Source organism: Micromonospora sp. NPDC051296 (genome assembly GCF_040682255.1).
Lineage (GTDB): Bacteria > Actinomycetota > Actinomycetes > Mycobacteriales > Micromonosporaceae > Micromonospora > Micromonospora craterilacus.
This window is the reverse complement of sequence record NZ_JBFBAO010000212.1, coordinates 1-12,210: the sequence shown is the minus strand read 5'-3', so window position 1 is coordinate 12,210 and position 12,210 is coordinate 1. Positions and strand designations below refer to the sequence as shown.

General features: G+C 71.1%; 10 protein-coding genes. 5 read left to right on the top strand and 5 right to left on the bottom strand.

Features of this window, described 5'->3' with window-relative positions; genetic code table 11:
• The coding region (locus tag AB0M52_RS21375; RefSeq protein WP_363956305.1) for an amphi-Trp domain-containing protein at positions 1 to 367 on the top strand (367 nt) is incomplete at its 5' end.
• 74 nt (positions 368 to 441) lie between these two features.
• On the opposite strand, the gene AB0M52_RS21370 is transcribed toward AB0M52_RS21375, so the two are convergent.
• The gene (locus AB0M52_RS21370) at positions 442 to 840 is read right to left on the bottom strand and encodes a hypothetical protein (RefSeq protein ID WP_363956303.1); all 399 of its coding nucleotides are present in this window, start codon (positions 838 to 840) and stop codon (positions 442 to 444) included.
• An 86-nt stretch (positions 841 to 926) separates the two neighbouring features.
• On the opposite strand from AB0M52_RS21370, the gene AB0M52_RS21365 reads away from it, so the two are divergent.
• Positions 927 to 1,547: an L-threonylcarbamoyladenylate synthase gene (locus tag AB0M52_RS21365; RefSeq protein WP_363956301.1), complete on the top strand. Its 621-nt coding sequence runs from the start codon at positions 927 to 929 to the stop codon at positions 1,545 to 1,547.
• Between the two features lie 18 nt (positions 1,548 to 1,565).
• Here the strand turns inward: AB0M52_RS21365 and AB0M52_RS21360 are convergent, their stop codons facing one another.
• Positions 1,566 to 3,056 (bottom strand): LuxR C-terminal-related transcriptional regulator, encoded by a 1,491-nt coding sequence (locus AB0M52_RS21360; protein ID WP_363956298.1) that lies wholly within the window; start codon positions 3,054 to 3,056, stop codon positions 1,566 to 1,568.
• Between the two features lie 113 nt (positions 3,057 to 3,169).
• On the opposite strand from AB0M52_RS21360, the gene AB0M52_RS21355 reads away from it, so the two are divergent.
• Positions 3,170 to 4,645, top strand: a complete 1,476-nt coding sequence (locus AB0M52_RS21355) for a thrombospondin type 3 repeat-containing protein (RefSeq protein ID WP_363956295.1) — start codon at positions 3,170 to 3,172, stop codon at positions 4,643 to 4,645.
• A gap of 135 nt (positions 4,646 to 4,780) precedes the next feature.
• On the opposite strand, the gene AB0M52_RS21350 is transcribed toward AB0M52_RS21355, so the two are convergent.
• The 3 genes from AB0M52_RS21350 to AB0M52_RS21340 form a co-directional block, all read right to left on the bottom strand.
• Complete coding sequence (locus tag AB0M52_RS21350) at positions 4,781 to 6,673, bottom strand: cellulase family glycosylhydrolase (RefSeq protein ID WP_363956292.1); 1,893 nt, start codon at positions 6,671 to 6,673, stop codon at positions 4,781 to 4,783.
• A gap of 76 nt (positions 6,674 to 6,749) precedes the next feature.
• Positions 6,750 to 7,529 (bottom strand): glucose 1-dehydrogenase, encoded by a 780-nt coding sequence (locus tag AB0M52_RS21345; RefSeq protein ID WP_363956289.1) that lies wholly within the window; start codon positions 7,527 to 7,529, stop codon positions 6,750 to 6,752.
• A 115-nt stretch (positions 7,530 to 7,644) separates the two neighbouring features.
• Entirely contained in the window at positions 7,645 to 9,435 is a 1,791-nt protein-coding gene (locus tag AB0M52_RS21340) for a glycoside hydrolase family 15 protein (RefSeq protein ID WP_363956308.1), read from the bottom strand.
• A 250-nt stretch (positions 9,436 to 9,685) separates the two neighbouring features.
• Here AB0M52_RS21340 and AB0M52_RS21335 point away from each other — a divergent pair, with 250 nt between their 5' ends.
• The gene (locus AB0M52_RS21335) at positions 9,686 to 10,738 is read left to right on the top strand and encodes a phosphatidylinositol-specific phospholipase C (RefSeq protein WP_363956286.1); all 1,053 of its coding nucleotides are present in this window, start codon (positions 9,686 to 9,688) and stop codon (positions 10,736 to 10,738) included.
• A gap of 109 nt (positions 10,739 to 10,847) precedes the next feature.
• Positions 10,848 to 12,210, top strand: a 1,363-nt coding sequence (locus AB0M52_RS21330; RefSeq protein WP_363956283.1) for an alpha-lytic protease prodomain-containing protein, incomplete at its 3' end; no start/stop codon positions are given.

Genomic DNA, 12,210 nt, shown 5'->3' with positions numbered 1-12,210 from the left:
TCGTCCCAGCGAATGTCAACATGTCGGGATGGATATCTACGAGGACGCCCGGACCGTGTCGCGCGCGGACCTGGCGGCGTGGCTGCGTCAGGTCGCAAGCCAGCTGGAGACCGGGCAGATCTTCTACGGGGCGGCGGGGACGGTCGCCGTCGCCGACCAGGTGTACTGCGAGCTGGAGATCGAGCAGGAGGGCAACGACGAGTTCTCGATCGAGATCGAGTTCTCCTGGGTCAATCCGAAGGCCGCCCCGGCGGTCGAGGCAGCCGCCGTCGAGACGGAGAAGGCCACCAAGGCTGAGACCGACGACGCCGAGACGGACAACGCCGAGACCGACGAGGAGCCGGCGGGGGCCTCCCCCGCCGCGTAGCCACACGCCCGCCCGGGGAGGCCGCAATGACCACCCCGGGCGGGACCACCGTCCGCGCGACGGCCCCCGGGACGTCAGCGCAGCCGACGACGCCCGCTGAACCAGTCCCGGGAGGCGCGGATGTTGAGGGCGCAGACGACCCAGACCAGCAGTCCCAGGCCGACGAAGGTGATCGCGCCGAAGAGACCGAGCGAGGCGGTGGCCAGCAGGCCCGCCAGGGCGTACGCCGGGTAGGGCGCCCACGGGCGGCGGACGGCCAGGCTGACCGCCACCAGCGTGCACGCCGTGGCCATCACGGCGAAGAAGACGGCGGCGCCGATCGAGCCGCCCTCGGCCAGCGTCCGGTGCACCGTCGCCAGGGCGAACAGCAGCGACAGCAGCGCGAAGACGAGCACGGTGACCCGTACCGGGGTGGGCATCGCGGGATACCTGAGCATGTCCCCGAAGCCGCCGCCGGGAGCGCGTACGACCATACAGACAACGATGAACGTCGACCTTTAAGGCCGGTGGAGACTGTCGCCAAAGCGACAGTTCCGCGCGTCGCTCTAAGCTACCGCTCATGGCGAGGTACTTCGACGTGCACCCGGACAACCCGCAGCCGCGCACCGTCGGTCAGGTGGTCGACATCGTCCGCCGGGACGGGCTGATCGCCTACCCCACGGACTCGTGCTTCGCCCTGGGCAGCCAGCTCGGCAACAAGGACGGCATGGACCGGATCCGGGAGATCCGCCACCTCGGCAGCGACCATCACTTCACCCTGGTATGCCGCGATTTCGGCCAACTCGGCCAGTTCGTGCAACTCGATAACGCGGTGTTCCGTGCGGTGAAGGCGGCCACCCCGGGCCGCTACACCTTCATCCTGCCCGCCACGAAGGAGGTGCCGCGCCGGCTGCTGCACCCGCGCAAGAAGACCGTCGGCGTACGCATCCCCGCGCATCCGGTCACCCGTGCACTCCTCGACGAGCTGGGCGAGCCGTTGTTGTCCAGCACGCTCCTGCTGCCCGGCGACGACGAGCCGATGACCCAGGGCTGGGAGATCAAGGAACGCCTCGACCACGCCGTGGACGCGGTGGTCGACGCGGGTGACTGCGGCACCGAACCGACCACGGTGGTCGACTTCTCCGGCGGCGAGCCGGAGATCGTCAGGGTCGGCGCCGGTGACCCGGCCCGGTTCGCCTGAGGCGAGTCGACGGCCGGGTCAGCGCAACAGGTGCCGGGCCAGTTCGGTCCGGTTACGTACGCCGAGCTTGCGGTAGATGTTGCCGAGATGGAACTCGATCGTCTTGGCCGACACCGACAGCCGCCGGGCCGCCTCCTGGTTGCTGAGTCCGTCGGCGACGGCGGCCGCGACCCGGCTCTCCGTCGCGGTCAGCCGGGTGCCGGGGTCCGCGCCGCCCTCGGCATCGACCTCCGCCGGGCCGGCGGGCTCGGTCGATTCCGCTGGCGACGACTCGGCCGTCCGGGCGGCGCGGCCCGGCAGCGTAGTGGCGAAGCCGCTCACCTCGGTGACCGATTGGAGATCGGCGGCGACGCGGGCGAGCAGGCCGGCGGCACCGGTCGCCGCGTACTCGCTGCTCGCCAGCTCCAGCAACCGGATCGCGTCGGCGCGCCGGCCGAGGCGGGCGTGCTGGGCGCCGAGCAGCCAGGCCAGCCGGGCCCGCGACAGCCGTTCCACCGGCCGGTTGAGCCCGGCGAGCGCCCGTTCGAGCCAGGCCATCGCGACCGGGTCGGCCGGGCCGGTGATCCACGCCCGCCAGGCGGGCAGCGCCGGCGCACCCGGCCAGTCCAGCGGCGGATCCTGGATGGACTCGATGACCGCCTGCGCGGCGGCGGCGTCGCCGCGCAGCGCGTGGTGGGTGGCGAGTTCCCAGCGGTGTTCGAAGACCAGGCCGGAGTTGCTCCCGACGGCGGAGTTGACCAGGCGTTCGACGACGCCGACCCACGCCTCGACGTCGCCGCTGGCCAGGTGCAGGGCGGCGGCGCACTCGGCGATGTGGAACCCGACCCACGCGGAGCCGGACCTGGCCGCGAGCACCCGCGCCTCGGCCAGGCAGCGCCGCGACTCCGCCAGATCGCCGCAGAGCGCCTCGCACTTGGCCAGCCACGACACGATCTCGGCCTGGAGGTCGAGCCGCCCGGCCTCGACGGCGTACGCGTGTGCGCGGCGCAGCGTCGCCCGGCCGCGCAGCAGGTCGCCGGACCAGGCGTCGCCCATGCCGAGCATCGTGGTGAACCGGGCCTGCCGGGCCGCATCGGCCGGGTCACCCGACGCCCACGGCTCGACGAGGGCGGCGAACGTCGGTCGTACCCGGTCGGGCCGCAGCGCGCTCAATGTGGCGACCATCGCGCACTCCACGTACAGCGGATCGTCGTGCAGTCCCTCGGCGGTGAACAGGCGCAGCGCCGCGTCCGTGTCGCGGGGCGCCAGCCGCCGGCCGGTACGGGCGCCGACCGCACACGCGATGGCGTGGTAGAGGAACTCGACCTCCGGCTGAGCCGGCCGGGCCCGCAGGTTCGCCAGTCGCCGTACGATCGGCGGCAGGGTGGCCGGGTCGGCGGTACGGGACACGGCGAGGAACGCCTCTGCCACCAGGCGGGCGGCGGTCACCGGATCGCCGGCCCGGTCGGCGGCGGCCAGCAGCCGGTCGGCGTCCTCCGGCTCCCGATGCGCGCGCCGGTCGATCTCCACCTCAGCCACCTTCGTACCCGCCCTAGCCAGGGGTTTCCCCAGGATGCCCAAACCCTGCCCGGTTGCCGACAGAGGGCGGCTTCCGCGGCGATGATGGTGCGACCGTACGGCCCATGATCCTTCGCAATCGGAAGAGGGTGGCGTTGGCGGCCGCCGCCCTGTTCGCCATACCTCTGGCGGTGACGGCCCCGACCACTGCCGCATCGGCCGACAAGCCGTCCAAGCCGCCCCGGCTCTCGTACGCCCGAGTCTGTGACCCGACCGGCTGCTACCTCTCCTGGCGGGTCGTCGACAGCGACAACGACGGCTTCAGCGACGCCGACGAGCTGGCGGCGGGCACCGACCCGTACGACCCCGGGAGCTACCCGACTCTCCAGGTCGCCGTCGAGCTGGCGTCGGTCGACAAGCTGCCGTCCTTCGCGTACGGGCGCGGCAGCTTCATCGCGTTCCCGGACGAGCTCCTCGCGCTCAAGGAGAGGACGACCGGCACCCCCGCCCTGGGGATCTTCGCAATGCCGGTCCGCAAGGACACCTACAGCCGCCTGGGTATCAACCTGAAGCAGTTCGACGACCTGAAGCTGTCGGTGGAGCGCGACGGCGTGGCGATCGGTCTCGGCAAGAGGTCGCAGACCGCCGGCGACCCGATAAGCACCGTGATCACCCCGTTCGAGTCGCACTTCGCCGAGTTCACGCCCGGAGAGACGGCGCACAGCCCGGCCGCGTACGGCGGCATCGTGCGGACCGAGAGGTTCTGGTTCGGCGACACCGACCACCGCGTGCACTACGCCGACGGGTCGTTTGACAACGTCGAGCTGGTGCCGGGGGGCTCCGTCCGGCACCACGTCAACGCCGACAAGTCGGAGGGCAACACGATCTTCCACCAGCGCGAGGAACGGAGCGGGAAGGACGGCACCTACACCGACGACCTCGTGATGGTCTTCGACGACAAGGGCCGGCTGATCAGCGAGACCAAGCAGAAGAGCCGGGTGCACAACGGCCAGTCCGACACGTTGATCGAAACGACGTTCTACGTCTACGACGAGGACGGCAACCTACTCGGGACGATCAAACAGGAGGCGGTGATCTTCAACAGCGCGACGCACACCTCCGCCGGCCAGACCATCACCACCTGCGACGCGAGCGGCAGCTGCGCCGACGGCATCAACAGCCACTACGACTCCGACGACGACAAGCCGGCCGGCGGCGACCACGGTGGCGGCGGCGACACCGGCGACGACGACGGGGACGACGGCACCGGACACGGCAACCCCGAGAACGATCACGGGTACGTCAACCCCGACTACTCCGACGACCGGGTCGCCGCGGTCAAGGTGAGCGGCGGGCTGACCCGGATCCTCGGCGCCAACATCACCATGGTGCGCAACTGGACGCCGCCGTACGCCAACGGAAAGATCCCGGAGAACAAGCTGAGCGGGATCATCTACGTCGACGAGACCGCCACCGCCTACAACACGGTCTTCTCGGAGCCGAGGATCAGCACGGCGCAGCCGGAAATCCTGCCCGGCATGCCGGCTCCGTGGCTGGCGGGTCCGCCGCCGAATCCGGACGGTTGCAACGGGCTCTGCTGAACGCGGGCTGCACCGAACTGGGGGGATTGAGCGCCGCCCGTCCGACCGTGGTCGGACGGGCGGCATCACCGTTTCGGGCGGCCCGGTGCCGGACACCCCGGATCAGGTGACCGCGCAGGATCAACCGGCCGCCGCTCACCCCCGGCACAGCAGCGCGTCGGGCTCTTTGCCGGGCGACCAGATCCAGCTGCGGTAGGCGACCCCCGCGAGGTGTTCGTGCTGAGCGCACTGACCCTTGTAGTGGCCGGTGGCGAAGTCGCCACCCGGGCCGCCGGCCGGGCGGTTGTCACCACGGTCGAACCAGACGACCCGACTGTTGCCGCCGATCGCCACCCCGGCGTCGCGGCACAGCACGGAGGACAGGTTGGCGCCACGGACCGCGTACCCGGTGATGGTCTTCCCCGGCGGGCACTGGAGTTTGGTGAAGCCGGACGCCCAGTCGACGTCCACGTGGGACTCGTCGCGTACCACGAGGTGGCCGGCGGCGTCCGGGGCGTCGTGGCACAGGCCCCGGTTACCGGTACGGCTCAGGCCGACGAGCCGCTGGCCGTCCGGGCACACCGCCTTGCGGGCGCCGGAGTCCCAGTCCGGCTGCGCGCGCATGCGCAGCGACTGGTTGAAGTCGGCGTGGTCGAGGGTGAGCATCGACCAGGTTCGCACCGGGGCGACGGGGCCGGTGGCACCGGTCCCGACCAGACGCAGCCAGGCGTCGGCACGCCAGTCGTCGCCGTCGTAGAGGCCCATCCGGTTACCCGCCGCATCCCAGTGCATCAGCGCCCAGCCGTTGCCGCGACGGTTGTCGTGCCAGCCCACCAGCGGCCAGTAGGCGAAGTCGGCGTCGGTGGCGACGAGCAGGTCGACGAAGTTGCGGAACCAGTCCCGTGATTTCTGGTCCGTGTTGTCGCGGCCGCCGACCCCGAATTCGCTGATCCACACCGGGGCGGTGAAGTGCCGATCTCCGTCGAGCGCGACATACAGCGCCTGCCGCCGTACGGTGTCGAAGAGCTGGTCACGGGTCAGGTCCTGGTAACGCGGATCGCTGGTCTCCCCGATCCCGGTGGCGCCGCTGTGGTTCGGCCCGGTGTAGCCGTAGAAGTGCGCGGAGTAGACGAGCTTGTTCGACCTGACCAGGGTGTGCGACAGCCGGCCGACCGGTTCGAGCGTGGGCCGCCCGTGCGGCAGGCCGTCCACCGGCAGCCCGGTCCAGTTGATGCCCTCCACGATGATCAGCAGGTCCGGGTTGGCCTCGGTGAGGATGCGGTCCCCGGCCCGCTGCGCGGCGGCGTGCCAGTCGTGGCGGTCGCCGAGCCCCCAGTTCGGGTCGTCGAGAATGCTGCGGCGCACCTCGTTGTAGAGGTCGGCGCCGACCACCCGCGGGTTGCCGGCGTACCTGCGGGCCATGAACAGCCAGTCCTGCTCCCACTGGTGGGTGCTCTGGCTCGCGTTCCACCGTTCGTTGCCGTCGACCCCGCAGCACCATCTCGACGTGTTCGTGTGGTTGTTGAGGATCACCGCGAATCCCTCGTCGGTCAGGACGCGGATCGCCTCGTCGTACACCTGCAAGGGGGTTCTTCCACGAAGCTGCGGGTTGGCCCGGACCGACGCGTCCGGCACGGGGCGGGCGTCGCGGATCATCTCGTTGGAGAACGGGAGCCGGATGCTGTTGAGGCCCAACCCGCGGAAGCTGGCGACGATGTCGGCCATCGGCGCGCGGTCCAGCCCCAGCGGCAGCTGATCGGACTTCTCGCCGGCATGGTGGTTGGCCGGGTTTGCGGCATCACCACTGCCGTTCCAGGTGCCGCTGGCGCCGTGCCAGTTGCCCGACTTCAGCTTGAACCGGTTGCCGTGCGCGTCGACGATGTACCGTCCGCGGGTGCTGAGCGGCCCGGCCCAGGAGGCGGCGAGGTGGGAGCCGGTCAGCCGCGGTGTCGGTGTCTCAGCGCCGCCCTCGGCGGGCGACGGCACGGCCAGCACGGACGCCGCCAGCAGACACGGTACGGCGACAAGGGACAGCCTTGCGTTGCGCATGGACACCTCTTCGACCGCTCGGCTCCAGCCGCCGTCGATAGTAGATGATCGATGCGCTCAGGTCACTGTCGTGGGCTCACGCCCCCTGGCCCTGATTCTGCATCAGTCCGCCGTCGATGAAGTAGGTCGACCCGGTGACGTACTCGGCGTCGTCGCTGGCCAGGAAGACCGCCACCTTGGCGATCTCCTGCGGCTGGGCGGCCCGCTTCCAGGGGATGGTCTGCACCTGTTCCTCAAGGTACTGGGGGTCGTCGATGGCCCGCTGGTTGAACGGGGTGAGCACCATCCCCGGGCCGATGTTGTTGACGTTCATGTGCATCGGGGCGACCTCCAGGGCGAGGCTCTTGGCGAATTCGAGCAGGGCGCCCTTGCAGGTGTCGTAGTCCGCGCCGCCGGCGCGGGCCACCTCCTGGTGGATCGAGGTGATGTTGATGATCTTGCCGTATCCGCCCTGGTCGCGGCGGTGCCGCACGAACCGCCGGGAGCAGAAGAACGCACCGTAGACGTTGGTACGGATGGCCCGGTCCCAGGTTTCGGTGTCCAGGTCCGCCACGAAGATGCCGGAGGCGTCCACGCCGGCGTTGTTCATCAGGATGTCCAGGGTGCCGAACTCGGCGAACGCCTCGTCGAACATCGCCTCGACCTGGTGCTCGACGCTGATGTCACCCTGCACCACCACAGCACGCCGACCGGCCTTCTCGATCTCGGCCTTGGTGTGGTTGGCCCCCGCGTGGTCGTGCAGGTAGTGCACCACCACGTCGGCGCCCTCCCGGCCGAACTCGATGGCGGTCGCCTGCCCGATGCCCGAGTCTGAGCCCGTGATCAGGGCGGTCCTCCCGTGCAGCCGTCCGGTCATCAGGGTGCTCCCTCCGCAGATCGGTGTCCCGCCGGGCTTACCCGCTCGTCGTGGCGCTAACCGGGACGGAGGTGGCCGCGTGACACGGCCCCGCCGCGCGGGCGGCACCGCGCACCTACGACCCGTTGCCGCCCGCCTCGCCCTGCGCGATGGCCCATGCCGCGTTGATGAGGCCGATGTGGGACAGCGCCTGGGGAAAGTTCCCGATGAGGCTGCCGTCGCGCCGGTCGATCTCCTCCGACAGCAGACCGAGATCATTTGCCCGGGCGGTGACCATCTCGAAGATCTGTCGGGCCCGCTCGGTCCGTCCGGCCAGCACCAGCGCCTCCACCAGCCAGTACGAGCAGATGACGAAGGCGCCCTCGTCACCCGATCCGGTCCAGCGTTGCACCAGGCCGTCCCGGACCAGGTCGCGTTCGATGGCGTCCACGGTTGCCAGGACCCGGTCGTCGTCGCCGGGGAGGAATCCGACGATCGGCATGACGAGGACTCCGGCGTCGAGGTGGTCGGACCCGAAGGCGCCGGTGAACGCCCCGACCGAGGTGCTCCAGCCCGTGGTGAGGATCGCCGTACGGAGCTGCTCCATCGCCCGCGACCACCGGGGGACCTCCGCCTCGGCGTCCAACAGCGGCGCCAGCCGGATTGCCCGGTCGAGGGCCACCCAGCACATCAGCTTCGAGGTCAGATAGTGCCGCTCGCCCTCCCGCCCCTCCCAGATGCCGGCGTCGACCTCCGGCCAGGTGTCGGCCGCCCGGTCGGCCAGTGAGCGCAGCAGCGCCGAGGCCGCGGGCGACAGGTCCCCCAGCCGCTCCCGCAGGATCCACGCGCACTCCATGATCTCGCCGAGCACGTCGAGTTGCCGCTGCCGCCAGGCGTCGTTGCCGACCCGCACCGGCCGGCTGCCCTGGTAGCCGTCGAGGTGTTCCAGAATGTGTTCGGTCAGATCGCGTTCACCGCCCGCACCGAGCATGATCGGCACGTGGTCCTCGGCGGCCACCGAACCCACCGACGCCGCCTTCCAGTCGAAGAACCGGTGGGCCTCGTCGGGGCAGGCGGCGACCCACAGGGCCTTCAGGGTGAAGCTGCCGTCGCGCAGCCAGCCGAACCGGTAGTCCCAGTTCGCCGTCCCGCCGACCTCCTCCGGCAACGAGGTGGTGGGCGCGGCGATCACCGCACCGGTGGGCTGGTAGGTCAGCGCCTGCAGCACCAGCGCGCTGCGCCGGACCTCTTCCCGGTAGGGCCCCTGGTAGCCCTGATGGATGCGGTCCCACGACTGCCAGCCGGCGACCGTGTCCCGCAGGGCCGCACGGCCGTCGAGCAGCGCCGCCATCGGGTCTGCGGCGCGGCGGTGGTGCAGCGCGAACACCGCGTCCTGACCCTCGGTGAGCGTGAACCGCCCGGTCACCAGGCACCCGTCGACGGTCAGCTCGTGATCGCTGGTAAGCAGCAGCCGGTCGGCACCGCCGGTCAGCTCGATCCCGGTCGCCACGCCGGTCACGGTGGGGCTGACCAGGCCGTACTCCGGTCGGGCCGCGACCTCGACCGCCACCTCCACCGCACCAGCGAGCACCTCCACCTGACGTATCAAGACGTGCGGAGAGGTGAAGCCGATGCGGTGGCCGCGCTCCCCCGCGCCCAGGCTGAGGGCGTCGGTCAGCCGCAGCACCCCGTCCTCGGTACGGAACTCCGTGCGGACGGCCATCGTCCCGTCCACGTAGTGGCGGGTCGTCGTGTACCGCCCGGACGGCCGGATCGACCAGTGGCCTCCGGCAGGGTCGAGCAGGCGCGCGAACACGCTCGGCGCGTCGAACCGCGCCGGGCACCACCAGTCCACGGACCCGTCCGACGACACCAACGCGGCCCCGTGGCAGTCCCCGAGAAGCGCGTAGTCGCTGATCGCCGCCACGCCCGGCTCGTACCCGTGGTGGCGCTTATTACTCGTCTCGGCGGGTGAGGGCGACGGACGGTGCAGCTGGCGGAACTCGCCGACGACCCGTTCGTCGTCGGTTCGGCGACCGCCGAGGAGACGCTGGTGGGCGCCAGCGTGCCCAGCGGCTTCCAACCAAGGATCGACATCGTCGCCGCTGACCAGGTCCAGCCGGATCCCTCGGCCACCGCCGCCCGAACCATGGACGCCAATCGATATATTTCCGTCCATGGTTTCCCTCGTCACGATCCGCCGCCGCGCCGCCGCCGGACTCGTCGCCAGCCTGCTCGCCGCCACCGGCACGCTGGTGGCACCGGCCGCCCCCGCGCTGGCCGCCGATCCCGCCTACCGGTCGCTCCGCGCCGCCAGCAACCCGGACTGGATGCGCCGCCTGCCCGACAGCGCCGGCCTCGCCGGCCTCTCGCTGCCCGGCACCCACGACACCCTGTCCATCCACGGTGGGGCCTGGACCCAGACCCAGGAGAACCACGGCAACAGCGCCGCCACCCTCGCCGCCCAACTCGACGCCGGGGTGCGGGCCGTCGACATCCGGGCGCGGATCAACAGCGGCAACACCTTCACCATCCACCACGGCGCCACCTACCAGCAGGCCAACTTCGACGACGTGCTGGCAGTGCTCGGCGCGTTCCTCGCCGCGCGCCCCACCGAGACCGTGATCATGCGGCTCAAGCACGAGTGCACCGGGGAAATCGGCTCCTGCACCGACGCCGCCGGGCAGCTCGGCTTCGCCGACATCTTCGACCGCTACCGCACCGCCCGCCCGGGCCTGTTCTGGGGCCCGTCGGTCGACCGCGGGGCCGGCGCCGCCGTACCCACCCTCGGCACGGTGCGCGGCAAGGTCGTCCTCGCCGTGCTGCACGGCCCGCGCGGCGGCCGGTACGGCCAGTACGGGCTGGCCCAGTTCGCCGACTGGGGCCACGGCTCGTCCACGTACATCCAGGACGACTACGACGTGCCGAACGTCGGGGCGATCGCCACCAAGCGCGACCGGGTCCGCCGACACCTCGACGCGACCAGCGCCGGCGATCCGACCCGGATGTACGTCAACTTCGCCAACGGCTCCAGCGTCTTCGCCACCCCGGCGGCGGTGGCCGGCGGCGCGCTCGGGGTGCAGGGTGTCAACCCGTTCCTGTTGACGTACCTCAACGAGGGCCCCGAGGTGCACCCACCCGTCCGCCGTACCGGATTGCTCATGCTGGACTTCCCCGGCGGCGGGCTGATCGACCGGATCATCGCGGTCAACACCGCCACCGACAACTAGCAACAGTCTTGACAGTTACTCTCAACATCGACAAACTTCGTTGTGAGAGCGCTCTCCAACTCCCCAATTCCCCGCGATGCCGACATCGCCCCACCCCCAGGAGGAGTCCATGCCGCGAGCGCCACGCACCCTCGCAGCGGCCGCCGCCGCTCTCTTACTCGCCGGCCTGTCCCCCATCGCCACCCCGTCGCCGTCGGCCGCCCAGACCGCCGGCTCCCCCACCGGCGCCACGGCGACGGCGGCGGCCCCCGACCTCGCGCCGGAGATGGTCCGGGCGATGCGTCGCGACCTCGGGCTGACCGACGCGCAGGTCATCACCCGGCTCCGCGTCGAGGCGAGCGCCGCCAGCGTCGAGCGGCGCCTGCGGGCCCGGCTCGGCACGGCCTTCGCCGGCGCCTGGATCCCGTCCGGCGGGCAACGCCTGACCGTGGCGGTCACCGATCCGGCACTCGCCGGCGTCGTCCGCTCCGAGGGCGCCGAGGTCACCACGGCCGCCCACAGCGAGTCCACCCTGGACAGGGTCAAGCAGGCTCTCGACCGCAGCGCCGGGAAGGCGTCCCCGGCGGCGGTCCACGGCTGGTACGTCGACGTGGCGGCCAACCAGGTGGTGGTGAACGCCGGGGCGCGGGCCACCGCAAAGGCGGCGGAGTTCGTCGCGGCCAGCGGAGTCGACGCGGACCTGGTCCGGATCGCCGAGTCGGCCGAGGCGCCCCGGATCCGCTACGACATCCGCGGTGGGGACCAGTACGTCATCAACGGCAACACCCTCTGCTCGGTCGGCTTCGCGGTGCACGGCGGCTTCGTCACCGCCGGACACTGCGGCGGGGTCGGCAGCCCGACGCTCGGCTACAACAACGTCGCCCAGGGCAACTTCGCCGGTTCGACCTTCCCCGGCCGCGACTACGGCTGGGTCCGCACCAACAGCAACTGGACCCCGCAGCCGTGGGTGAACAACTACTCCGGCGGCAACGCGGCGGTCGCCGGCTCTCAGGACGCCTCGATCGGCAGCTCCGTCTGCCGCTCCGGTCGGACCACCGGCTGGCGGTGCGGAACCCTGCTCGGCCGCAACGAGACGGTCAACTACCAGCAGGGTGCCGTGCACGGGCTGAGCCGCAGCAACGCCTGCGCCCAGGGCGGCGACTCCGGCGGCGCCTGGCTCAGCGGCAACCAGGCGCAGGGCGTCACCTCCGGCGGCTGGGGCAACTGCTCCACCGGCGGCGAGACCTGGTTCCAGCCGGTCAACGAGATCCTGGGTGCCTACGGGCTCACCCTGGTCACCACCGGCGGTGGCGGTGGAAACCGGATCATCAGCAACTGGAACAACAAGTGCATCGACGTGCCGAACTCCAACTTCTCCGACGGCGTACCGCTGCAGACCTGGACCTGCAACGGCACCTCGGCGCAGTCGTGGACCTTCGTCAACGGGACGCTGCGCACCCAGAACAACATGTGCATGGACGTGGCCTGGGGTT